The sequence below is a fragment of the Pseudomonas hydrolytica genome (assembly GCF_021495345.1).
GTDB classification, from domain to species: Bacteria; Pseudomonadota; Gammaproteobacteria; order Pseudomonadales; family Pseudomonadaceae; genus Aquipseudomonas; species Aquipseudomonas hydrolytica.
Genome location: NZ_CP099397.1, coordinates 1,818,849 through 1,840,276 on the forward strand (window position 1 = coordinate 1,818,849; position 21,428 = coordinate 1,840,276).

Genomic DNA, 21,428 nt, shown 5'->3' on the forward strand with positions numbered 1-21,428 from the left:
CCCGCCGCAGCGAGGTGGTATGTCCAGGTTCTTCACCTTCTCTCTGGCCGCCGTGCTGCTGGCCGGCGCTCTGACTCTCTACTGGCGGTGGCCGGCTGGCGAAGGCCAGGCGCCTGCATCCAGCGTGGCTGCGCAGGCCCAGGCCGCGCCGCTCACTCCATCATCGGCCTCTGCCGTGCCGGCTGCCGCGCAGGCGCAGCCATCCGTGGCCGCCGCGCTGCCGAGCCTGGCCGGCACCGAGGTGGACGGTCGTCTGCAAACCGATGCTGCCGGCAATCTGCTGCTGGAGCTGGCCGTGCGCGACTACTTCGACTACTTCCTCAGCGCCGTCGACCACTCCGGTCTCGATGCCGTGATCGAGGCGCTGCTGGCCGACGCCGGACGCCGCCTGCCGGAGCCGGCGCTGGGGCAGCTGATCAGCCTGCTCGGCGACTATCTGGACTACAAGCGCGCCAGCATGGCGCTGATGCAGCAGCCTCTGGATGCTCACCAACAGGTCGATCCGCAGGCGCAGTTGCAGGTATTGCAGGCAGCCTTCGAGCGTCTGGATGCGCTGCGCCGCGCGCATTTTTCCGCGGCCGCGCAGGAGGCCCTGTTCGGCGCCGAGCAGGCCTACGCGCGCTACACCCTCGACAGTCTCGCCCTGCAGCAGCGTGACGACCTCGACGACTCGCAGCGGGCGCAGCTGCAGGAGCAGGCGCGCGAGCGTCTGCCCGAGGCGCTGCGTGCCAGCGAGCAGCGCCAGCAGCTGGCTCTGGAGCAACTGGCGCGCAGCGAGCAGTTGTGGCGTGAGGGGGCGGACGAGCAGCAGGTGCGCGAATTCCTGGCCATGACCTATGATCCGGACACCGTGCAGCGCCTGCTCGTCGAACAGCGCCGCGAGCGCGACTGGCAGCAGCGTTACCAGGCCTACCGGCGTGAGCTCGCCGGCCTGCAGGGACGCGGCCTCAGCACGGAGGATGGCGAGCAGCTGCAGCGACAGTTGCGCGAGCGCCTGTTCGCCAGCGAGGACCGACACCGTGTGGAGACCTATGACGCCATCGCCGCCAAACAGCCGGAGCCTGCGTCCGAGCCCTGAGTGGCGCCGCCGATGAGTGCGCCGCCCCTGGAGCGTTTGCTGCTGGCGCAGCAGCGCCGCGGCCATCGCCGTCTGCGCTTCGTTGCCGAGCTGGAGCAGGCGTTCGCCGCCCATCGCGCTCAGCGCATTCGCCGGCGTTTGCCGTTGATCGCGGTGACCGCTGTGCTGTTCCAGCTGATCTACGCGCTGCTGGATTTTCTCGCCATGCCCTTGCAGGTCAGCCTGTCGGTGTTGCCCCTGCGCCTGCTGGCCCTGGGCGCGGTGGTGCTGGCCTTCTTCTATTGCCGGCGTGCGCAGGCCACGCCAGCGGCGGTGGTCGGCGTCTACGCCCTGGCCTACCTGCTCACCGGCGTCAGTGTCGCGCTGATCGTGCACCTGTGCTGGCGCCAAGGCGTGGCCATGCCTTACGACGGCCTGTTTCTGGTTCTGCTGTTCGGCTATGCCCTGCTGGGGCTGTCGTTTCGGGTGATCAGCCTGTGCAGTTGGGGCTTCTGCCTGCTGTTCGTCGGTGCGGGCCTGGCGCTCGACGAGCCTGGACGCGAGCTGGCGTATCAGGCCTTGTTTCTGCTCTGCGCCAACATGATCGGCACCGTCGGTGCCTATATGCAGGAGCATGGCCAGCGTGGCGCCTGGCTCAACCTGCGCCTGCTCGACCTGGCTCGCCAGCGCGCCGAGGCCGACGATGCGCGCAAGCTGCGTCTGCTGGCGGCGGCCAGTCACGACCTGCGCCAGCCGCTCAATGCCATGGGCCTGTATGCCGAGCACCTGGTGGAGCAGGGGGGCGATGCACAGACGCGTCGCATCAGCACGCGCCTGGCCGCCTCGGTGGAGCAGCTGGGACGCTTGCTGCAGTCGCTGCTCGACTACAGCCGTCTGACCCTGCCTGGCGGTGTGCAGGCCAGGCCCCACGCGTTCGCCCTGCGCCCGCTGCTCGAACGCCTGCTCGGCGAGATCGCCCCGGAGGCGCAGCAGCAGGCTGTGCAACTGCGGCTGAACAGCGAGGCGTGTGCCGTGCGCAGCGATCCGCTGCTACTGGAGCGGCTGCTGCGCAACCTGCTGCATAACGCGCTGCTGCACGCCCAGGCCGGAGAGCTGAGCCTGAGCGCTTGGCGTGAGGGGCAGAACATCGTGTTGGCAGTGGCCGACGATGGCCGCGGCCTGAGCGAGGCCGAGCAGGCGCTGGTGTTCGAGGAGTTTCGCCAGCTGGACAATCCGGGGCGTAGTGCCGAGCGCGGCCTGGGATTGGGCCTGGCCATCGTGCGGCAACTGGCCGAGGTGCTGGAACATCCGCTGCAGCTCGAGTCGCAACCTGGCGCCGGAACGCGCTTCATCCTGCGTCTGCCCGCCGCCGAACTGGCGGAGCAGGCGCCGCGCAGCAGCGCGGGGCTGGCGCTCAAGGGGCGCATCCTGCTGCTGGAGGACGACGACACCGGCCGCGAGGCCTTGAGCGGTCTGCTGCGCCGCTGGGGCTGCGAGGTGCAGGCCTGTGCCGATCTGGCCGAGGCGCTGATGGCGCTGCATCGGCAGGTACCGCATTTGCTGATCAGCGATTACCGGCTGGCCGAGCAGGGCGATGGCCTGCAGGCCATCGAACGCCTGCGCGAGGCGGCCGGGCAGATGTTGCCGGCACTGCTGATCAGCGCCGACCTGAGCCCGGAGCTGCACGAACGCTGCCTGCCGGCGCATGTCATTCCGCTGGGCAAGCCCCTGCTGCCGGCGCGTTTGCGCCAGGTGTTGGCGACTCAGCTGCAGGTGCGCCAGGCGCTCAGCTGATTGATTACAGCCAGCCGCGCTGGCGGGCGGCGCTGACGCAGGCGGTGCGGGTGTGTACGGCGAAGGTTTCGAACAGCGCCTTGAGGTGGGTTTTCACCGTGTCTTCGGCCAGGCCCAGCTGACGGCTGATGGCCTTGTTCGGCAGGCCTTCGGCCAGCAATTGCAGAATTTCCAGTTGCCTGGGCGTCAGCGGCGAGGTGCTGCTCGGCGCCGGCAGGGTCTCGCCCAGCAGCACGCGCGTTACCGCCTGGCGCAGGGCCTTGCCGTCGGCACTCTTGGGAATGAAGCCGAGTGCGCCGGCGGCCAGTGCGGCCTGGGCATCGACGGCCGAGTCGCTGGCGCTGAGGATGGCCACCGGCGTGCTTTCGCCGCGCGCCAGCCAGCGCTGCAGCAGTTCCAGTCCCGGTTCGTCGGGCAGGCGCAGGTCGAGCAGGATCAGGTCGTAAGTCTGCTGTTGCAGGCGCTGCTCCGCTTCGGCGGCGTTCTGCGCGGTGTCGATCTGCAGGTCGCGGGCGAGTGGGGCCAGGGCCAGGGCCAGGCCGTCGAGGAAGATCCGGTGGTCGTCCACCAGCAGCAGGTGCAGGTGGTCGGGCAGGGTGGTGCAGAGGGCAGTCATGATGGTCTCACGCGGCTTTTTCTTGTTGTTCTGCCGCGTGAGTTTAGCCAATGGCGTGCGCCGATTAGAAGCGATAGCTGAGCGAGGCGCCCAGGCCGTGGGCGCGGTTCTTGTAGCGCGCACGGTAGGTGCCACGCGTATCGCTGGCGTGGTTGACGTCCACCGACTCTTCCTGCAGGTAGGAATAGGCCAGGTCGATGGTCATGTCCTGGTTCGGGCTCCAGCCGGCGCCGACGCTGAAGATGGTGCGGTCACCCGACGGGACGCGCGGCGAGCGGTCGACGTTGTTGATCGGCGACTGGTCGATGGCCATGCCCGTGCGCAGGGTCCATTGCGGATTGAGCTTGTAGGACAGGCCGATGGCGTGGGCCCAGGTGTCGTGCCAGTTCTGCTCTTCGACGATGGTGGCGAGGTTGGCCGGCAGGGTGGCGGCATCGTTCTCCACGCGGATTTCCTTGAAGCGGCTCCAGCGTGTCCAGGTGCTGCCCAGGTACAGGGTCCAGGCGTCGTTCAGCTCATGGGTGATGGACATGTCCACCGATTCCGGGGTGGTCAGATCCAGATTGGCGTCGTACTTGCCCGCTACGCCAGCCAGAATGCCGCTGCCGGAAACGCGGGTATCGCCTTCCAGTTCGTACTTCACGCGCGAGTGGTAGGTAATGCCGGCGCGGGTGCCGGGAGTGAACTCGTAGAGCACCCCGACATTGAAGCCTACCGCGGTATCGTCGCCCTTGACCTTCACCTTGCCGTCGTTGCTGCCGGGGCTCAGCGGGTTGAGGATCGAGGAACTGAGTTCGCCTTCGATGTGATTGAAGGTCGGGCCGAAACCGACCGACAGCTTGTCGTTGAAGCGGTAGCTCAGGGTCGGCTGCACGGTGATCACGCGTACGTAGCTCTTGTCGGCGTGATAGCGGCCCTGGAAGCCACGTTCGTAATCGGTCATCAGGCCGAAGGGCACGTAGACGCCCAGGCCGAAGGCGACCTTGTCGTCCAGCGGCTTGACGTAGTAGCCCATGGGCACGCCGGTGGACGGCACCATATCGCCGTCATTGCTGCCGGACAGCTGCAGCGGGCCGGCGTTGGCGCTGGCGCTGCGGATGTCGCTCTTGGCGTGGATGACGGCGGCACCGACATAGATCTCGTCGCGCTTGAGGCGCGCCATGCCGGCCGGGTTGCCGAATACGGTGCTGGCGTCATCGGCCGAGGAGGAGCGACCGGCGAAGGAGGTACCCATGCCGGAAATGCTTTGCTCGTTGAGGGCGAAGCCGCTGGCCAGGCCATGGCTCGAAGTGGCGGTGATGGCAACGGCCAGACCGGTCTTGAGAAGACGTTTGCTCACGGGGAAGCTCCTGTGGTGAGGCGGGGGGGCGCACGCTACAGCTTTTCCTGACCCCTGCCAACCCGCGGAAGTTCCCGAAATAGAGCGGTTTGTCTGACAATTGGTTAAATCTTGTGCGGATCTTCGCCTATGTGGTCCGGCGTTCAGGCCACTCGACTGACCTGAGCCACGCAACGCTGCCAGGCCTCGAGAAAGTCCCCCAGCCGGCCCTGTGGCTGGAAGACCCGGCACCAGATACGGCCGAGCCCCAGCAGATCGTCGGCGGCGGGCAGCTCCAGCTCCTCTGCTTCCACCAGCAGCCAGGCGATGGCGGTGGCGTAGCGCAGATTCACCGTCAGCTCCAGATGCGGCGCCTCGAGAAAGGCATGCTGGCTGGCCAGGCCGCGGACTCGGCTGGCCAGTTCGGGATCGCGCGCCAGATGCCGGTCCCACAGGGCCAGGTGACTCTGCTCGCTGATGCGATAGAGGCCGTGACCGTTGGGGTTGCCCAGGGCGCTGCCCAGCGCCGTCTGGCAGGCTGCGGTACCCAGTAGCAGGGCTTCGGCCGTGGGCGTGTGACGCTGCAGGTAGAGAAGGGTAGGGCGGATCACATGCTGGCTGAGATCGCAGGCGGCTATTCCCATGGCATCCTCGCGGAGGGTGCCGGTGGGGCCGGGCGCGTGGCAGCTGGTTTTGGTGGTTTTTCTTAAAGGCCCCACCGGGAGCGGGGTTAGCCGCTCAATTTCAAGTCTAGTGCGATATTTGTGCTGTAAAGAGCTGTTTTTAAATTGTTTTCACCTTTCGGTTATTTCCCATATTCCCAGCGGTTGTTAAGCCGCTTCAGTCGCCGGTGGCCACGGGGCGCTGCGGATCGGTGATCCATTCGCTCCAAGAACCGGCATACAGCGGTGCCAGGGGGTACCCGGCCAGGCACATGGCGAACAGGTTGTGGCAGGCGGTGACGCCCGAACCGCAATAGGCCGCCAGGTTGTCCAGCGGACGTTCCCCACGCAGCTGGTCGAAACGCTCGCGCAGGGCAGCGCTGGGCAGAAAGCGGCCATCGGCGCCGAGATTGTCGGTGAAGGCCGCGCATTGCGCGCCGGGGATATGCCCGGCCACCGGGTCGAGCGGTTCCACCTCGCCCCGAAAGCGCGGCAGGGCACGAGCATCGAGCAGGGTCAGGTCCGGATTGCCCAGGCGCAGGGCCAGTTGCTCGGCGCTCAGCAGCAGGCTGTTGTCGGGCTGTGCGGAGAAGTCGCCGGGGGCGTTGCTCGGCGGCGCTGTCGTCAGTTCCAGGCCGGCCTCGCGCCAGGCCTTCAGGCCCCCGTCGAGCAGGTACAGACCGTCGCGCTTGCCCAGCCACAGCAGTAGCCACCAGGCGCGGGCGGCGAATGCGCCAGGGCCGTCGTCGTACAGCACCACCTGGCTGTCCGCCCGCAGGCCGCAGGCTCGCAGGCGTTCGACCAGTGCGCTCGGGTCCGGCAGGGGGTGGCGCCCGGTCACGCCCTTGATCACGGGGGCGGACAGGTCCTGTTCGAGATCCAGAAAGTGGGCCTGGGGGATATGGCCGTCGAGGTAGCTGCGGCGTCCGTAGGCCGGGTCCTCGAGGGCGAAGCGGCAGTCGAGGACCAGCAGATTCTCCTGCCCGAGACGTTGCTGCAGTTGCGGCGCGCTGATCAGTTGAGCGAGTGACATGGTGCCTCCTGTGTCGTAGACGCGTTTGCCGGCATCATACCGCCTAGCCAATCCGCTGCCCCCGGATCGATCTCCCAATAAGTAAGGAGCCGTTTCATGCTGAGTCTGCAACCCATCACGCGCAGTGCGAACCTGGCCCGCCGTGCCGGTGTGGCGCTGGGATCGGTGGGCGTGACCCTGTATTTCTGCCTGCTGGTGATCGTTCGCGCAGCGCTGGGGCGGCTGCGGCGCGAGCATGTCGATCGCTATACGCGCATCTGGTCGGCGGCATTGCTGCGCCTGGTACGCATGCGCATGACGGTGCAGGGGCGCTGCCCGGACTTCAACGACGGGCGCCGTTACCTGATCCTCTGCACTCACTCCAGCCACTACGACATTCCCGCCAGTTTCGTCGCCATGCCCGGTTCGATGCGCATGCTGGCCAAGAGCGAGCTGTACCGCATTCCCTTCCTCGGTCGGGCCATGCGCGCTGCCGAATTCCCCTCGGTGGCCAGGCACAATCCGCAGCAGGCGCGACGCGACCTGGCGCGTGCCCGGCAGATGATGGAAAGCGGCATTGTGCTCTGGGCCGCGCCGGAAGGCACCCGTTCGGCCGACGGTCGCCTGCAGCCGTTCAAGAAGGGCTGCTTCCACCTCGCTCTGGAAACCGGGGCGATCATCGTTCCGGTGGCGATCAGGGACATTCACCATGTGCTGCCCGCGCGCACCTGGCGCCTGAATCTGGATCAGCCGGTGCAGTTGTGCATTGGCGCTCCCATCGACGCCAGTCGCTACGATCAGGACAACCTGGCGGTACTCATGGCTGATACCCGGGAGCGCATGGAGCTGCTGCTGTACGGCCAGGTGGCGGCCCCCGTGCCGAGTCCCGAGCCTGTGCTCGAAACCTGTGCCGACTGAGTGCAATTCTGGTGCGAAATGGGAAGCTGTTTTTAGGCTTTCTAGAGCGGTTCTGTGAGGTCTTTTTCTTTGCCGCACTAAAAAGATTCATAAAAGCGACATTTTGATCTGTTTTGGTGCTTTGGCGCCTGATAGAGTGCCGGCCACTTTGTCTTCGTGGTGTCGAGGTGCCGCATGTCGTTGTCCGTCGATTCTTTCCTGGCGCGCCTGAAACAGCGCGATCCCGACCAGCCGGAGTTCCACCAGGCGGTGGAAGAGGTGGTGCGCAGCCTCTGGCCCTTTCTCGAGGCCAACCCGCGTTACCGCGAGGCCGGCATTCTCGAGCGTATGGTCGAGCCGGAACGCGCCATCCTGTTTCGCGTGCCTTGGGTCGACGACCGCGGCCAGGTGCAGGTCAACCGCGGCTACCGCATCCAGATGAGCAGCGCTATCGGCCCCTACAAGGGTGGCCTGCGTTTCCATCCCTCGGTGAACCTGGGCGTGCTCAAGTTCCTCGCCTTCGAACAGGTGTTCAAGAATTCGCTGACCTCGCTGCCCATGGGCGGCGGCAAGGGCGGCTCGGACTTCGACCCCAAGGGCAAGAGCGAAGGCGAGGTGATGCGCTTCTGCCAGTCGTTCATGAGCGAGCTGTACCGCCATATCGGTGCCGACCTGGACGTGCCGGCCGGTGACATCGGCGTCGGTGGCCGCGAGATCGGCTACCTGTTCGGCCAGTACAAGCGCCTGTCCAACCAGTTCACCTCGGTGCTCACCGGCAAGGGCCTGAGCTACGGCGGCAGCCTGATCCGCCCGGAAGCCACCGGTTATGGCTGCGTGTATTTCGCCCAGGAGATGCTCAAGCGCATCGACCAGGGCTTTGAGGACAAGCGCGTGGCCATCTCCGGCTCCGGCAACGTCGCCCAGTACGCGGCGCAGAAGGTCATGGAGCTGGGCGGGCGGGTCATCTCGCTGTCCGATTCCGACGGCACCCTGTATGCCGAAGGCGGCCTGAGCAACGAGCAGTGGCTGCATGTGATGGACCTGAAGAACGTGCGTCGCGGTCGCCTGCGCGAGATGGCCGAGCACTATGGTCTGCAGTTCCTCGCCGGCCAGCGCCCCTGGAACCTGCCGTGCGACATCGCGCTGCCCTGCGCCACGCAGAACGAGCTGGACGGCGAGAACGCCCGCACGCTGTTGAAAAACGGCTGCATCTGCGTGGCCGAGGGGGCCAACATGCCCTCGACGCTGGAAGCGGTGGATTTGTTCGTCGAGGCCGGCATCTGCTACGCGCCGGGCAAGGCATCCAACGCCGGCGGCGTGGCCACCAGCGGCCTGGAAATGAGCCAGAACGCCATGCGTCTGCACTGGAGCGCCGGCGAGGTGGACGAGCGCCTGCACGGCATCATGCAGAACATCCACCACGCCTGCGTGCACCATGGTGAGGAGAAGGGACGAATCAACTACGTCAAAGGCGCCAACATCGCCGGCTTCGTCAAGGTCGCCGATGCCATGCTGGCCCAGGGCGTGGTCTGAGGCGCGAGCTGGCGATAAAAAAAGCCCCGGTTATCCGGGGCTTTTTTCTCAGTGCAGTTCGAGACGGCCGATGCGGTCGTTGTCCAGGCTGCCGAAATACAGATGGTCGCCCACCGGTTTCACCGAGGTGATCATGCGCAGGTGGGTACCGCTGGTGTCGTGCAGGCTGCGCACGATCTCACCCTGCTCGTTGAGGGCGATGGCGAAGCCGTAGGGGATCGCCTTCGGCCACAGCGCGCGCGGCAGCTTGGCCAGTTGCGCCTTTAGCCAGGGGTGACGGTGGAGAAAATCGGCGTCGGCCTTGCGCGGTGTGGGCAGGGCAACCCAGAAGGTGCCGTTGCGGTCGCCCTGCAGGTTGTCCGGCAGGCCGGGCAGGTTGTCGATGAAGATGTCGTGCTGGCCGGCCTTGTCGCCCTTGAGCCAGTAGCGGGTGATGCGATAGCGATAGGTCTCGTTGACCAGCACGAAGTCTTCGTTCGCCGACAACGCCACACCGTTGGCGAAGTACAGGCCATCAAGCAGTACGCGGGTTTCGCCACTGGCCGGGTCATAGGCCAGCAGGCGGCCGTGCGGGCGGGCTTCGAGCAAGTCGAGCAGGTAGTCCGGTTGCTGGAAGCGCGAGGACGCGTCGCTGAAATAGATGGTGCCGTCGCTGGCAATATCCAGATCGTCGGTGAAGGCGAACGGCACGCCGTCGGCCTCGGTGGTCAGCACCGTGATTGCGCCCTGCGGGTCGATGCTCAGCAGACCCTTGTAGGCGTCGGCGACGATCAGGTTGCCAGCGGCATCGAAGTTCATGCCCAGCGGGCGGCCGCCGGTGTCGACGAAGGTCTCCACGCTGTCATCGGCCAGCACGCGGACGATGCGCCCGTCGTGCAGGCCGGCATAGACCCGGCCCTCGCCATCCACGGCGGTATCCTCGGGGCCATGGACCTGGCCGCGGGCGAGCAGCTCGGCCTTCATCAGGGTGTCGTTGGCTTCCAGCACGCCGGTCATCGCCGGTGCGGGCGCGGCGTCCCAGGGCAGCGGATCGATGGGGCTCGGCGTCAGCGCCAGATAACCTGCCGCGGCGGCCAGCAGCACGACGAGCAGGGCAAGCAGTTTCTTCAGCATTGTTGTTCTTCCGTGTCGGAGGGGCGCGGCACAGGTTACACAGTTCCCGCGCTGCGCGGCAGGCCGCTGCCCGTGGAGTTGCCGTGGCATATATACTGCGCGGCATTCTTGATGGGAGAGCCGCGTGGCTAACGACATTCACTGGATCCGCGACAACGCCAGCCTGGCCGAACACTGTGCCGCCTGGCGTGCCTTGCCTTTCGTCGCGCTGGACACCGAGTTCATGCGCGTCGATACCTTCTACCCCATTGCCGGCCTGCTGCAGGTCAGCGGTGGCGACAAGGCCTATCTGATCGATCCGCTGTGCATCGACGACTGGAGGCCTCTGGCCGAGCTGCTGCAGGCGCAGACGGTGGTGAAGGTGCTGCACTCGTGCAGCGAGGACCTGGAGGTGTTTCTGCGTCTGACCGGCAGCCTGCCGCTGTCGCTGTTCGACACCCAGGTGGCGGCCGGCTATCTCAACCTCGGTTTTTCCATGGGCTATTCGCGCCTGGTGCAGACCCTGCTGGGCATCGAACTGCCCAAGGGCGAGACGCGCTCCGACTGGCTGCAGCGGCCGCTGTCGGCGACCCAGATCAGCTACGCGGCCGAGGACGTGCTGCATTTGGTGGAGGTCTATCAGGCGCTGACGCAGCGGTTGTCCGCCGAGAAGCACGCCTGGGTGCTGGAAGACGGTGCCGAGCTGGTGGCCGCGCTGAGCCGCGAAGTCGACCCCGACGAGCTCTGGCGCGAGGCCAAGCTGGCCTGGAAGCTGTCGCGTCAGCAGCAGGCGGTGCTGCGCGCGCTGTGCGCCTGGCGCGAGCGTCAGGCGCGGGCGCGCAACCAGCCGCGCAACCGCATCCTGCGCGAGCATTCGCTGTGGCCGCTGGCACGCACCCAGCCGGACAACCTGGTGGCCCTGGCGCGTATCGAAGACATGCATCCGAAAACCGTGCGTCAGGACGGCGAAACCCTGCTGCAGCTGATTCGCGAAGCGGCGGCATTGCCACCCGAGCAATGGCCCGAGGCCTTGCCCGAGCCGCTGCCGATCGAAGCGTCAGCGCTGCTCAAGAAGCTGCGTGCCGTGGGCCAGCGCGAGGGCGAGCGGCTGGAGATCGTGCCCGAGCTGATGTTGCGCAAGAAGACCCTGGAGGCCCTGCTCAAGAGCGGCTACCCCAACGGCCCCTACCAATTGCCCGACTCCCTGCGCGGCTGGCGCCGGGAGCTGATGGGCCAGGCCCTGCTCGACTGCCTGGCCGCAGAAGGAGAACCCGAGTGAAACGTATCTGTTCCATCTACAAGAGCCCGCGCAAGAACGAAATGTACCTCTACGTGCTCAAGGCCGATGCCCTGACGCGGGTGCCCGAGGGCCTGCTCGGCATCTTCGGCCCGCCTGCGCATGCCTTCGACCTGGTGCTCAGCCCGGAGCGTCAGCTGGCCCGCGAGGACATCGCCACGGTGCTGGAGAACCTCGACAAGCAGGGTTATCACCTGCAGATGCCGCCGCCTGAGGAGGATTACATCCAGCACCTGCCGGACGAGCTGCTCTGCCGCAACGATCCGGTCTGAACCATGCGCCTGCTGATTGCCGAGGACGATCACGACCGCTACGCCCAGCACGTGCGCCATGCCCGGCCCGAATTGGAGCTGGTGGCCGGCGCCGACCCTGCGCGATTGGCTGCGGCGGCAGGCGATTGCCCGGTGTGGCTGGGGCAGCCCGACCTGCTGGTGCCCTTGCTGCGCCAGGGGCTGCGTCCACGGTGGCTGCAATCGACCTGGGCGGGCATCACGCCGCTGCTGGCCGCCGACCTGCCGCGCGACTATCGGCTCAGTCGCGCCGTAGGCATTTTTGGGCAGGTGATGGCCGAGTACGTGCTGGGCCATCTGCTGGCGCATGAACGGCGCCTGTTCGCCCGCCTGGCCGCGCAGGTCGAGCAGCGTTGGGATCACAGCCTGCCGCGCAGCCTGGCCGGGCGGCGCGCGCTGATCGTCGGCTGTGGCGAGATCGGCCAGGCGGTGGCGCAGTTTCTTGCGCACTTCGGCGTGCAGCTGCGTGGCGTCGCCAGTCAGGCGCGCACGCAGGCGCCCTTTGCCGACGTGGCTGCCATGGATGAATTGCCGCGCCTGATCGCCTGGGCCGATTACGTGATTAACCTGCTGCCGGACACCCCGGCTACTCGCGATCTGTACGATGCCGAACTGCTGGCCGCCTTTCGTCCCGAGGCGTTGCTGATCAATGCCGGGCGCGGCAGTGCGGTGGTCGACGACGACCTGGTGACGGCGCTGGAGCAGGGCAAACTGGCCGGCGCGGTGATCGATGTCTGCCGTCAGGAGCCGCTGCCGCCGGGCCATGCCTTCTGGAGCGCACCGCGTCTGCTGCTGACCGGCCACAGCTCGGCGCCCACCGACCCGGCGCTGATGGCCGAGCTGTTTCTGGACAACCTGGCGCGCTGGCAGGCCGGAGAGCCGTTGCGCGGTGAAGTGGATTTCGCCCGCGGCTATTGAGCAGCCGTTCGGCATGCGCCGCTTGGCCGGGCCCGGCGCTCGGGCTAGACTGCCGCGCTTTTTTCCACCCGAGTCCATACTGCTGCCATGGCCGCCAATTCCGCACCCTTCTGGAAACGCAAGACGCTCGCCCAGCTCGACCGGGACGAGTGGGAGTCGCTGTGCGACGGCTGCGGCCTGTGCTGCCTGCAGAAGCTCGAGGACGAGGATGACGGCGCCGTCTATTACACGCGCATCGCCTGCAAGCTGCTGGATCTGCAAACCTGCCGTTGCAGCGATTACGCCAACCGCATCAAGCACGTGCCCGACTGCATCCAGCTCACGCCGGCGCAGGCCGACCAGTTCCAGTGGTTGCCGCCGACCTGCGCCTACCGCCTGGTCAGCGAGGGCAAGGACCTGCCGCACTGGCACCACCTGGTGAGCGGCGATCCGGACGCGGTGCATGCCGAGCGGATTTCCCAGTCGGGCCGCATGCTCAGTGAGAACAGCGTCGCCGAAGAGGACTGGGAAGAGCATCTGATCTTCCGCGCCGGTTGATTGCGCCGGCGCTTCATGGCAAATCTGTTCGCCTTCCATGGAATCGCCCCGGGGGTGCGGCTGTCCTATGGCTGCCACCTTCGCTTCGCATCAGGAGTCCTGCTCGATGTCCCTTCGCCTGCCGCTGTATTCGTCTGCGCTGTTGCTGAGTCTTGGTCTGCCGGCCTGGGCCGCCACCCAGAAGGTCGATCTGGATTACCGGGTGCGCTTCGTGCCGGAAAGCAACCAGGCCGAGGTCAGCATCACCCTGGAGAAGGGCGAGCGGATACGCAGCCTGGATTTCAACCTGGGCCAGGACGGCCGCTACAGCGACTTCAAGGCCGACGGCCAGTGGTCCGAGGAGACCCCGGGGCGCGGCAAATGGCAGCCGGCCGAAGGCAAGAGCGTGCTGAGCTATCGGGTGACGATCGACAAGGAGCGCCAGCCCGGCCGCTACGACGCACGCATGACGCCGGACTGGGCGCTGCTGCGTGGCGACAACCTGGTGCCCGCCGCGGTGCTCGACCAGCGCGACAAGACCGAGCTGGTGGCGCGGCTGCAGTTCGAGCTGCCCAAAGGCTGGAAGAGCGTGGAAACCGGCTGGCCGCGCATCGGCAAGAACCGCTTTCGCATCGACAACCCGCAGCGCAAGTTCGACCGTCCCACCGGCTGGATAATCGCCGGCAAGCTGGGCACCCGGCGTACGCGTCTGGGCGACACCGATGTGGCCATCTCCGCGCCGGTGGGCGAGGGCATGCGGCGCATGGATATCATGACCTTCCTGACCTTCGTCTGGCCGCAGATGCAGCAGGTGTTCCCGCGCGATCCGGACAAGCTGCTGATCGTCGGCGCCGGCGACCCCATGTGGCGCGGCGGCCTGTCGGCGGCCAATTCCTACTACATGCATGCCGATCGCCCGCTGGTCAGCGAGAACGGCACCAGCGCGCTGGTGCATGAGCTGGTGCACGTGTTCAGCCGCATCTACGCGCGTGATCGCAGCGACTGGATCACCGAAGGGCTGGCCGAGTACTACGCCATCGAGGTGATGCGCAGGGCCGGTGGCATCAGCGAAGAGCGTCATCAGAAGATTCGCGAGCAGCTGATCCGCTGGAGCAAGCCGGTCACCAGCCTGCGTACCGACAACGCCAGCGGCGCCGTTACTGCGCGTGCCGTGCTGCTGTTGCAGGAGCTGGACCGGGAAATCCGTCAGAAGACCAAGGACAAGGGCAATCTCTCGCTGGATGACGTGACCCGCGGCCTGATGCGCCTGGATCGGGTCAGCACCAAGGATTTCATCGAGATCACCGAGAACGTCATCGGCGGGCCGTCGAAGACCCTGGATACGCGTCTGCTGCGCTAGCGCCGCGTTTTCCGCGGCAAGGACGGCGCGCAGCGGGGGCTTTGCCCGTCAGCGCTTGAGCAGCTCCGCCAGCCCGGCCAGCCCCTTGTGCGTCACCTTGCTGCCGGAGCCGGCGCTGGCGGCTTCCTCCTTCTGGTAGTGCAGGTCGACCTGGCGCTGGTGCTCGTTGTCGTGGCAGTACAGGCACAGCAGTTCCCAGTTGGAGCCATCTTCCGGGTTGTTGTCGTGGTTGTGGTCACGGTGATGAACGGTGAGTTCGCTCAGGCGCTTGCCGCTGAATTCGCGCCCGCAGCGGCCGCAGATATGCGGATACATGCGCAGGGCCTTCTCGCGGTAGCTGGTTTCCCGGCGCTGCTGGGCTTCGGCGAGGATGCGGTCGAGCTTGCTGGTGGTGGTCATGGGGGCGCTTCGCTGGAACGTTCGTGGGCAGGTGTTGCCAGAATAGAACGAAAGTCAGTCGATCAGGAGCCCCGTCATGCGTATCCCTGTTCTTGCTGCACTGATGCTGGCGGTCAGCGCCGGTACCCTGTCCTGGGCTCAGGAACCCATCCGCACCCCAGTGGCACCGGCTCCCGGTGCGCCAGGCACCTCCACGCCGCAACCCTATGGCCAGCCTTCCACCACGCCGATCAGGCCGCAGGGCTCGCCGCCTCTGCTACCGCCACCGCAGGGGCAGAGCATGCCGGGCAGCGTGCCGCGAACCAACAGCGATCAGTCGATCCCCCAGCTGGATCAGCAGTTGCGCCGCAACAGCCAGGGGCTGGAGGGGCAGCGGCAGCAGAACTGAGCGCCCGCCAGGGGCCGGCAAGCGTGACCTAGAGCTGGTTGACCAGCTGACCGTCGGCCATGCGCAAGCGCTTCGACATGCCCACGGCGATGGCGCGGATCATCTGGGCTGCGGTGCGCGGGTGTTCCTGCAGCATCTTGTCCAGTGTGTCCTTGCCCAGTGTCAGCAACTGGCTGTCGCTGATGGCAACGCAGCTGGCCGAGCGCCGCTCGCCGTCGAGCACGGCCATTTCACCGAAGGCGCGGCCGCGGCGCAGGTTGGCCACCTCCAGCTCCTCACCATTGACGTTGGTCTTGCGGATCGACACCGCGCCGCTGGCCAGGATGCACATGAAGGTGCCGGCATCGCCTTCACGGAAGATGGTGCTGCCTTCTGCGATGCGGTTGAGACTGAAGTAGCCGGCGGCGGTGAGCACCTCGGCTGGCGGCAACTGGTCGAACAGGCCGCAGTCGAGCAGCAGGTCGCGAATGGCATCGATCAGGTGGGACGTATCGGGCATGACGGTGACGAATTTCACGGAAAGTGGCGACGAGCGACCCTAGCGGCTGGCCGGAGGCTTTGCCAAGGGCCAGCGCAGGGCGTTTGAGCGCTTTGTGCCGCAGCTCTCAGACCATGCCCAGCACCCGCAGCACGAAGGCGTACTCCAGCGCCACGTCCCTGATGCCCTGGTAGCGCCCGCTCATGCCACCGTGGCCGGCGTCCAGGTCGGTCTTGAGCAGCAGCAGGTTGTCGTCGGTCTTGCGCGCGCGCAGCTTGGCCACCCACTTGGCCGCCTCCCAGTACTGCACCCGGCTGTCGTTGTAGCCGGCCACGGCGAGAATGGCCGGGTAGGCCTGGGCAATGACGTTCTCGTAGGGCGCGTAGGCCTTGATGCGTTCGTGCACCTCGGGCTGGTTCGGGTCGCCCCATTCGTCGTACTCGGTGACGGTCAGCGGCAGGTCGGGGTTGAGCATGGTGTTGAGCACATCGACGAACGGCACTTCGGCAATGGCCGCGGCGAACAGCTCCGGCCGCTCGTTGAGCACCGCGCCGATCAGCAGGCCGCCGGCGCTGCCGCCGCTGATGACCAGTTGCGCCGGCCGGGTCAGTCCCTCGGCGATCAGACGCTCGGCGCAGGCGATGAAGTCGCCGAAGCTATTGCGCTTGTGCTCCAGCTTGCCGGCGCGGTACCAGGCTTCGCCCATTTCGCCGCCGCCGCGCACATGGGCGATGGCGAAGACGAAACCGCGCTCCAGCAGGCTCAGACGGGCATGGGAGAACCAGGGGTCGAGGCTGGCGCCGTAGGCGCCATAGCCATACAGGTACAGCGGTGCCGGCTGGCCGGCCGCGAGCACGTCGCGACGTGCCACCAGGCTGATCGGTATCTGTGTGCCGTCGGCGGCGCTGGCCCAGAGGCGGCGGCTCTCGTAAGCATCGGCATCGAACGGGCCTTCGACCGGCGTCTGCTTGAGCACCTGCTGTTCGCCCGTGGCCAGCACCAGCTGGCGGATCTGCGCGGGGCGCGCCAGCGCCTCGTAGCGCAGGCGAATCACTGGGCTGTGGAACTCCAGGCTGTCCTGCACGTAGAGGCTGTAGGCCGCGTCCGGCAGCTGCACGCGATAGGCCGCCTGGCCCTGCGGCTGCACTTCGAGAACCGGCAGGCCACCTTCGCGCAGAGCCAGGACGATGGCGCGCTGGTTGAGGGTGGCGCCGTCGAGCATCACCTGCGGGTCGTGCGCGCGAATCTGCTGCCAGTGCGGGCGCTGCGGCTTGGCTTCGTCCGCGCGATACAGCGCGAAGTTGATGCCGCTCTGGTTGCTGCGGATCAGCCAGCACCACTGGCCGTCGAGCATGCCGTGGTCGGCGTCGTATTCATGGCCTTCCTCGCGGGGGGCCAGGCAGACGAAATCTCCCTCCGGTCGTTCGGCATCGAGCACCCAGACTTCGGTGGTGGTCTTGCTGCCCAGCTGCAGGATCAGCTGGCGCTCGGAGCTGGAACGGTAGCAATGCAGGAAGAAGCGGCCGTCGGCCTCTTCGAAAACCTGTTCGGCGCCGCGGGTACCGAGACGATGGCGATAGAGCTTGTAGGGGCGGTGGGTGTCGTCCAGTTCGGTGAAGAACAGCGTCTGGCTGTCGCCCGCCCAGGTCATGCTGCCGTCGCAGTCGTCGAAGGGCAGTTCGCTGATCCGGCCGCTGTCCAGCTCCTTGACGAACAGGCGGTAGATCTCCTCGCCACTGCTGTCGAGGCTGTAGGCCAGGCGCCGCTGGTCCGGGCTGATGCTGAACGCACCGACGGAGAGAAAGCCGCCGCCGGCCAGTGCGTTGGGGTCGAGCAGCAGCGTCTCGCTGTCCGTGTCGACGGTCAGCGAGCCGTCCGCCGGACGTTTGCAGCGATAGTGGCGGGGGTACTCATCGCCGGCCGTGGTGCGCTGGTAATAGAGGTAATCGCCCCAGGGCGTGGGCAGCGACAGATCGGTTTCGCGGATGCGGGCCTTGATCTCGTCGAACAGGCTTTCGCGCAGGGCCTGCTGTGGCGCCAGCTCGGCTTCGAGGTAGGCGTTTTCGGCCTTGAGATGGTCGAGGACTTCTTCGCTGTCGCGCTGTTCCAGCCAGCGATAGGGATCGGTTCCGGTTTCCCGGCGGGCGATGGGGGCAGAGGACATGGCGAAACTCCGAAACGCAGCGGCCGACGGCAGGGGCGCCGGGCCGGATAAAAGCCGCTATCATAAGCCCCCCTTAGTCAGCCCCGCCACGCAGGGACCGCCGCTTTATGATGAACGAGAACGACTACCTCCTTGCCTGGGCTGCCTACGGCGTCGCCGCACTGGGCTGCCTGCTGGTATGGATGCGCCTGACCAGCTGGATGTGGCGCTACCTGCGCGAGCCGCTGCGGGTGCTGGGGGCGGTGCTGCTGTTCAGCCCGACCATCGTCGATCCGTCACGTGAGCTGTTCGCCCCGGCGCTGGCGGTAACGGCGATGGACCTGCTGCTCAAGGTCGGCAACAACGCCTGGCGTGCGGTGGCCGATCTCACGCTGTATGCGCTGATCGCCCTGGCCGTCTACCTGGTGTTCGTCGCCGTGCGCTGGCCCATCGAGCGCTGGTGGCAGGGGCGGCACGAGGCGCACGTCGAAGAAGACGAAGACCCGCGTACCCTGCGCGAGTTGATGGATCAGGACGACGAGCGCCTGGCCCGTCCCTACGAGCGCGATCGCAACGGCCGCCTGGAACCGCGCATTTAGCCCTTGCGCCGGCCAGGGCTGCCGTTCAGCATGATGGCCTCTTGGATGGAGGCCTCATGACCTGCGTGTTCTGCGCCATCGCCGCCGGCCAGTTGCCGGCGCATAAGCTGTACGAAGACGAGGATTTCATCGTCCTGCTGGACATCTTTCCCATGCGCCCGGCTCACGTGCTGATCGTCAGCCGTGTCCACGCGCCTTATCTCAAGGAACTGCCTGCTGCGGCGCGCGAGCGCCTGCTGGCACTGGCCGACAAGGTCGCCGCGGCGCTGCGTGTGGCGGGCTATGGGCGCGAGGGCATCAACCTGCTGATCAACGATGGCCCGGATTCCAACCAGCATGTTCCGCATCTGCATCTGCACCTGATTCCGCGCCGCCGCGGCGATCTGCCGGTGCTGCTCTGGCGTCTGCTGGTACGCTTTGTCCCCCTGGGGCGCAAGCGCCTGCAGGCACGCCTCGAGGCCGAAGCCGAGCAGCTGCGTGCGATTCTCAGCAAGGAGAACTGACCCGATGTGCGAATTGCTCGGCATGAGCGCCAACGTACCCACCGATATCGTCTTCAGCTTCACCGGGCTGATGCAGCGTGGCGGCCGCACCGGCCCGCACCGCGACGGCTGGGGCATCGGTTTCTACGAAGGGCGCGGCCTGCGCCTGTTTCAGGACCCGCGGGCGAGCAGCGAATCGGAAGTGGCGCAGCTGGTGCAGCGTTATCCGATCAAGAGCGAGGTGGTGATCGGTCACATCCGCCATGCCAACGTCGGCAAGGTCTGCCTGGCCAACACCCATCCCTTCGTCCGCGAGCTCTGGGGACGCAACTGGTGCTTCGCCCACAACGGCCAGCTGGCCGGTCTCGAAGGTTCCACCAGCTTTTACCGCCCGGTCGGCGATACCGACAGCGAGGCGGCATTCTGCGATCTGCTCAACCGCGTGCGTCGCGCCTTTCCCGAGCCGGTTTCGGTGGAGATGCTGCTGCCGGTGCTGGTGGCAGCCTGCGCCAGCTACCGCAAACTCGGCGTGTTCAACTGCCTGCTCAGCGACGGCGACTGGCTGTTCAGCTTCTGTTCGAGCAAGCTGGCGCATATCACCCGGCGCGCGCCGTTCGGCCCGGCGCAGCTCAAGGACGCCGAGCTGCGCGTGGATTTCCAGGCGGAAACCACGCCCGACGACGTGGTCACGGTGATCGCCACCGAGCCGCTGACCGACAACGAGCACTGGTCGCTGTATCAACCGGGTGAGTGGCGCCTGTGGCGTCGCGGCGAATCCATCGCCGACGGCAGAGCCTGAGCGGGAGGGAAGCATGCTGAGAAGCTATCTGCGCCTGGCCTTGTTCGCCTTCGGTCTGCTGTTGGGCGTGCAGGTGCCGGGCTTCATCGACGATTACGGCAAGCGCGTCGAGGCCCGCCGGCTGGAGTCGCAGCAGAGCCTGAAGGGCTTTCAGGACACTGCGCAGAAGTTCTTCAAGGGCGATATGGATGCGCTGGTGGCGCACTATCGCGTCAGCGACGATCCGGTGATGCGCAGCGACGCGCAGAGCGTCGCGCATCTGGTGCAGCGCTCGGCCCTGCTGGAACGTGAATGGCAGGCCATGCAGGGGCCCTGGTACGCCCAGGCCTGGCACCTGGCCACCGGCGCCGACCGCGATCTGCTCGGCGAGACCCTGCAGGCCTACCGTTACCAGGTGCTGTTCACCCCCGAGGCCATTCTCTGGGGCGTGATCTGCGCGCTGCTGCTGGCCTGGCTGGCCGAGCTGCTGGTGCTGCTGTTCGGCTGGATGCTCGGTGCCGGCCGGATCAGACGTACCCAGCAACGTCACTGGCGCTGAGCGTCCAATCGCCAGCGGTGATCGGCCGGCGACGGCGCTATGGTTGGCTGGCCGTAAAAAGTGCGCTGGTTCGCCTGAAGGGGGGGCAGGGACGTGCTAATGTAATACGTCGTTACATTTCCCTAACCCGTGTAAATGGAGTTTCCATGTCGATCAAGGATTCGATCCTGGCAGCCGCGCTGGCTGCCATCCTGCCGTTGATGCCCGTTGCCTACGCCGATTCCGACGCCGAGCCAGCTTCTGCTGCAGTCGACGAGGAAGTGGGCGAAGCCGAGGAATCGGCGCAGTACATCAGCCCCGAAGAATTCGTCGCCAGTCTGGAGTTCAAGACTGGGCGAGTGATGCTCGGCAATGATCTGGCCACCCTCAATCTGCCTGATTCACTGGTATTTCTCGACGGCGATAATGCCCAGCGTCTGCTGGTCGATGCCTGGGGCAACCCGCCAGATGACGTACCGCCGCTGGGCATGATCCTGCCGGCCGGTATCTCGCCCTTGTCCGAAGAGTCCTGGGGCGTGACGGTGGAGTACGAAGACAGCGGTTACGTGTCCGACGAGGACGCCGCCGACATCGACTACGCCGACATGCTCAAGGACATGCAGGCCGACATGCGCGAGGCCAACACCTGGCGCGAGGAAAACGGCTACGAGCCGGTGCAACTGGTTGGCTGGGCCGCCGCGCCGCATTACGACGCCGAGGGCAAGAAGCTGTACTGGGCCAAGGAACTGAAGTTCGGTGACAGCGAGGCCAACACCCTCAACTACAACATCCGCGTGCTGGGTCGTAAGGGTGTGCTGGTGCTGAATTTTGTCGCCAATATGGATCAGCTGGCGGAGATCGAAGCCAGCGTGCCGGCCGTGCTGGCGGCGACCGAGTTCAACCCCGGCCAGCGCTATGCCGAGTTCGACCCGGACCTGGACACCGTGGCCGCCTACGGTCTGGGCGCGCTGGTCGCCGGCAAGGTGGCGGCCAAGACAGGCCTGCTGGCCATGCTGCTGGTACTGCTGAAAAAGTTCTGGTTCATCCCGGTGGTGCTGGTCGGCTGGCTGTTCAAACGTATCGGCCTGCGCAAGAAGGACACCGCGAGCGACGAGACGAGCGCAGCGGCCGTTCCTGTGACTGCGCCTGCTGAGGCCAAGCCGGAGGAGCCGGTACAGGCGCCGACGCGTACGGTGATGGATTTGAACAAGCCGGACGACGCGGACAAGCGCTGAGTTCTACTTTCATCCGGGCAACGAAA

Annotated in this window: 23 protein-coding genes; 15 read left to right on the plus strand and 8 right to left on the minus strand. The window is 66.4% G+C overall.

What is annotated here, in order from left to right:
- Positions 1–19 precede the first annotated feature (19 nt).
- Positions 20–1,078, plus strand: a complete 1,059-nt coding sequence (locus L1F06_RS08435) for a lipase secretion chaperone (protein ID WP_129483064.1) — start codon at positions 20–22, stop codon at positions 1,076–1,078.
- A 12-nt stretch (positions 1,079–1,090) separates the two neighbouring features.
- On the plus strand, positions 1,091–2,851 hold the full coding sequence (locus tag L1F06_RS08440) for a hybrid sensor histidine kinase/response regulator (protein WP_129483063.1): 1,761 nt from the start codon (positions 1,091–1,093) through the stop codon (positions 2,849–2,851).
- A 4-nt stretch (positions 2,852–2,855) separates the two neighbouring features.
- Here the strand turns inward: L1F06_RS08440 and L1F06_RS08445 are convergent, their stop codons facing one another.
- The 4 genes from L1F06_RS08445 to L1F06_RS08460 form a co-directional block, all read right to left on the minus strand.
- Positions 2,856–3,467: a response regulator transcription factor gene (locus L1F06_RS08445; protein ID WP_003244575.1), complete on the minus strand. Its 612-nt coding sequence runs from the start codon at positions 3,465–3,467 to the stop codon at positions 2,856–2,858.
- A gap of 64 nt (positions 3,468–3,531) precedes the next feature.
- Positions 3,532–4,806 (minus strand): OmpP1/FadL family transporter, encoded by a 1,275-nt coding sequence (locus L1F06_RS08450; protein WP_129483062.1) that lies wholly within the window; start codon positions 4,804–4,806, stop codon positions 3,532–3,534.
- A 143-nt stretch (positions 4,807–4,949) separates the two neighbouring features.
- Complete coding sequence (locus L1F06_RS08455; protein WP_003244578.1) at positions 4,950–5,429, minus strand: hypothetical protein; 480 nt, start codon at positions 5,427–5,429, stop codon at positions 4,950–4,952.
- A gap of 196 nt (positions 5,430–5,625) precedes the next feature.
- Entirely contained in the window at positions 5,626–6,480 is an 855-nt protein-coding gene (locus tag L1F06_RS08460; protein WP_003244580.1) for a sulfurtransferase, read from the minus strand.
- Between the two features lie 96 nt (positions 6,481–6,576).
- On the opposite strand from L1F06_RS08460, the gene L1F06_RS08465 reads away from it, so the two are divergent.
- On the plus strand, positions 6,577–7,377 hold the full coding sequence (locus L1F06_RS08465) for a lysophospholipid acyltransferase family protein (RefSeq protein ID WP_129483061.1): 801 nt from the start codon (positions 6,577–6,579) through the stop codon (positions 7,375–7,377).
- Between the two features lie 174 nt (positions 7,378–7,551).
- Positions 7,552–8,889 carry an NADP-specific glutamate dehydrogenase gene (gene gdhA / locus L1F06_RS08470; RefSeq protein ID WP_129483060.1) on the plus strand — a complete coding sequence of 446 codons (1,338 nt, stop codon included), beginning with the start codon at positions 7,552–7,554 and terminating at the stop codon, positions 8,887–8,889.
- 48 nt (positions 8,890–8,937) lie between these two features.
- Here the strand turns inward: gdhA and L1F06_RS08475 are convergent, their stop codons facing one another.
- Positions 8,938–10,002 (minus strand): SMP-30/gluconolactonase/LRE family protein, encoded by a 1,065-nt coding sequence (locus tag L1F06_RS08475; protein ID WP_003244587.1) that lies wholly within the window; start codon positions 10,000–10,002, stop codon positions 8,938–8,940.
- Between the two features lie 124 nt (positions 10,003–10,126).
- On the opposite strand from L1F06_RS08475, the gene rnd reads away from it, so the two are divergent.
- The 5 genes from rnd to L1F06_RS08500 all read left to right on the plus strand — a co-directional run bounded on the left by rnd (position 10,127) and on the right by L1F06_RS08500 (position 14,362).
- Positions 10,127–11,260 (plus strand): ribonuclease D, encoded by a 1,134-nt coding sequence (gene rnd, locus L1F06_RS08480; RefSeq protein WP_129483059.1) that lies wholly within the window; start codon positions 10,127–10,129, stop codon positions 11,258–11,260.
- The gene (locus tag L1F06_RS08485) at positions 11,257–11,550 is read left to right on the plus strand and encodes a YcgL domain-containing protein (RefSeq protein WP_003244590.1); all 294 of its coding nucleotides are present in this window, start codon (positions 11,257–11,259) and stop codon (positions 11,548–11,550) included. The genes rnd and L1F06_RS08485 overlap by 4 nt, the downstream gene beginning before the upstream one ends.
- 3 nt (positions 11,551–11,553) lie before the next feature.
- Positions 11,554–12,486, plus strand: a complete 933-nt coding sequence (locus L1F06_RS08490; RefSeq protein ID WP_129483058.1) for a D-2-hydroxyacid dehydrogenase — start codon at positions 11,554–11,556, stop codon at positions 12,484–12,486.
- 87 nt (positions 12,487–12,573) lie between these two features.
- Entirely contained in the window at positions 12,574–13,023 is a 450-nt protein-coding gene (locus tag L1F06_RS08495) for a YcgN family cysteine cluster protein (protein ID WP_096826792.1), read from the plus strand.
- Positions 13,024–13,129: 106 nt separating this feature from the next.
- A complete protein-coding gene (locus L1F06_RS08500) occupies positions 13,130–14,362 on the plus strand; it encodes a hypothetical protein (protein WP_096826791.1) in 1,233 nt (410 codons plus the stop codon).
- Between the two features lie 48 nt (positions 14,363–14,410).
- Here L1F06_RS08500 and L1F06_RS08505 read toward each other — a convergent pair whose 3' ends face one another.
- A complete protein-coding gene (locus L1F06_RS08505) occupies positions 14,411–14,761 on the minus strand; it encodes a YajD family HNH nuclease (protein ID WP_012018276.1) in 351 nt (116 codons plus the stop codon).
- A 76-nt stretch (positions 14,762–14,837) separates the two neighbouring features.
- Between L1F06_RS08505 and L1F06_RS08510 the strand changes: the two genes are divergently transcribed.
- The gene (locus L1F06_RS08510) at positions 14,838–15,149 is read left to right on the plus strand and encodes a hypothetical protein (RefSeq protein WP_129483057.1); all 312 of its coding nucleotides are present in this window, start codon (positions 14,838–14,840) and stop codon (positions 15,147–15,149) included.
- A gap of 28 nt (positions 15,150–15,177) precedes the next feature.
- Here L1F06_RS08510 and L1F06_RS08515 read toward each other — a convergent pair whose 3' ends face one another.
- Positions 15,178–15,648, minus strand: a complete 471-nt coding sequence (locus L1F06_RS08515; RefSeq protein WP_129483177.1) for a cyclic nucleotide-binding domain-containing protein — start codon at positions 15,646–15,648, stop codon at positions 15,178–15,180.
- A gap of 106 nt (positions 15,649–15,754) precedes the next feature.
- A complete protein-coding gene (locus L1F06_RS08520; RefSeq protein WP_129483056.1) occupies positions 15,755–17,791 on the minus strand; it encodes a S9 family peptidase in 2,037 nt (678 codons plus the stop codon).
- A gap of 107 nt (positions 17,792–17,898) precedes the next feature.
- Here L1F06_RS08520 and L1F06_RS08525 point away from each other — a divergent pair, with 107 nt between their 5' ends.
- The 5 genes from L1F06_RS08525 to L1F06_RS08545 all read left to right on the plus strand — a co-directional run bounded on the left by L1F06_RS08525 (position 17,899) and on the right by L1F06_RS08545 (position 21,402).
- Positions 17,899–18,369 (plus strand): hypothetical protein, encoded by a 471-nt coding sequence (locus L1F06_RS08525; protein ID WP_003244603.1) that lies wholly within the window; start codon positions 17,899–17,901, stop codon positions 18,367–18,369.
- A gap of 56 nt (positions 18,370–18,425) precedes the next feature.
- Positions 18,426–18,872 carry an HIT family protein gene (locus L1F06_RS08530; RefSeq protein ID WP_129483055.1) on the plus strand — a complete coding sequence of 149 codons (447 nt, stop codon included), beginning with the start codon at positions 18,426–18,428 and terminating at the stop codon, positions 18,870–18,872.
- A 4-nt stretch (positions 18,873–18,876) separates the two neighbouring features.
- Positions 18,877–19,650, plus strand: coding sequence for a class II glutamine amidotransferase (locus L1F06_RS08535; RefSeq protein ID WP_003244605.1), 774 nt, complete (start codon positions 18,877–18,879; stop codon positions 19,648–19,650).
- A 13-nt stretch (positions 19,651–19,663) separates the two neighbouring features.
- On the plus strand, positions 19,664–20,188 hold the full coding sequence (locus tag L1F06_RS08540; RefSeq protein ID WP_003244606.1) for a DUF2937 family protein: 525 nt from the start codon (positions 19,664–19,666) through the stop codon (positions 20,186–20,188).
- A 146-nt stretch (positions 20,189–20,334) separates the two neighbouring features.
- A complete protein-coding gene (locus tag L1F06_RS08545; protein WP_129483054.1) occupies positions 20,335–21,402 on the plus strand; it encodes a DUF2167 domain-containing protein in 1,068 nt (355 codons plus the stop codon).
- The last annotated feature ends 26 nt before the right edge of the window (positions 21,403–21,428 follow it).

Excerpts from the sequence above, each read along its gene's own strand:
- L1F06_RS08435 (WP_129483064.1), top strand. The coding sequence starts at position 20 with ATGTCCAGGTTCTTCACCTTCTCTCTGGCCGCCGTGCTGCTGGCCGGC.
- L1F06_RS08440 (WP_129483063.1), top strand. The coding sequence starts at position 1,091 with ATGAGTGCGCCGCCCCTGGAGCGTTTGCTGCTGGCGCAGCAGCGCCGC.
- L1F06_RS08445 (WP_003244575.1), bottom strand. The coding sequence starts at position 3,467 with ATGACTGCCCTCTGCACCACCCTGCCCGACCACCTGCACCTGCTGCTG.
- L1F06_RS08455 (WP_003244578.1), bottom strand. The coding sequence starts at position 5,429 with ATGGGAATAGCCGCCTGCGATCTCAGCCAGCATGTGATCCGCCCTACC.
- L1F06_RS08460 (WP_003244580.1), bottom strand. The coding sequence starts at position 6,480 with ATGTCACTCGCTCAACTGATCAGCGCGCCGCAACTGCAGCAACGTCTC.
- L1F06_RS08465 (WP_129483061.1), top strand. The coding sequence starts at position 6,577 with ATGCTGAGTCTGCAACCCATCACGCGCAGTGCGAACCTGGCCCGCCGT.
- gdhA (WP_129483060.1), top strand. The coding sequence starts at position 7,552 with ATGTCGTTGTCCGTCGATTCTTTCCTGGCGCGCCTGAAACAGCGCGAT.
- L1F06_RS08475 (WP_003244587.1), bottom strand. The coding sequence starts at position 10,002 with ATGCTGAAGAAACTGCTTGCCCTGCTCGTCGTGCTGCTGGCCGCCGCG.
- L1F06_RS08490 (WP_129483058.1), top strand. The coding sequence starts at position 11,554 with ATGCGCCTGCTGATTGCCGAGGACGATCACGACCGCTACGCCCAGCAC.
- L1F06_RS08495 (WP_096826792.1), top strand. The coding sequence starts at position 12,574 with ATGGCCGCCAATTCCGCACCCTTCTGGAAACGCAAGACGCTCGCCCAG.
- L1F06_RS08500 (WP_096826791.1), top strand. The coding sequence starts at position 13,130 with ATGTCCCTTCGCCTGCCGCTGTATTCGTCTGCGCTGTTGCTGAGTCTT.
- L1F06_RS08505 (WP_012018276.1), bottom strand. The coding sequence starts at position 14,761 with ATGACCACCACCAGCAAGCTCGACCGCATCCTCGCCGAAGCCCAGCAG.
- L1F06_RS08510 (WP_129483057.1), top strand. The coding sequence starts at position 14,838 with ATGCGTATCCCTGTTCTTGCTGCACTGATGCTGGCGGTCAGCGCCGGT.
- L1F06_RS08515 (WP_129483177.1), bottom strand. The coding sequence starts at position 15,648 with ATGCCCGATACGTCCCACCTGATCGATGCCATTCGCGACCTGCTGCTC.
- L1F06_RS08520 (WP_129483056.1), bottom strand. The coding sequence starts at position 17,791 with ATGTCCTCTGCCCCCATCGCCCGCCGGGAAACCGGAACCGATCCCTAT.
- L1F06_RS08525 (WP_003244603.1), top strand. The coding sequence starts at position 17,899 with ATGATGAACGAGAACGACTACCTCCTTGCCTGGGCTGCCTACGGCGTC.
- L1F06_RS08530 (WP_129483055.1), top strand. The coding sequence starts at position 18,426 with ATGACCTGCGTGTTCTGCGCCATCGCCGCCGGCCAGTTGCCGGCGCAT.
- L1F06_RS08535 (WP_003244605.1), top strand. The coding sequence starts at position 18,877 with ATGTGCGAATTGCTCGGCATGAGCGCCAACGTACCCACCGATATCGTC.
- L1F06_RS08540 (WP_003244606.1), top strand. The coding sequence starts at position 19,664 with ATGCTGAGAAGCTATCTGCGCCTGGCCTTGTTCGCCTTCGGTCTGCTG.
- L1F06_RS08545 (WP_129483054.1), top strand. The coding sequence starts at position 20,335 with ATGTCGATCAAGGATTCGATCCTGGCAGCCGCGCTGGCTGCCATCCTG.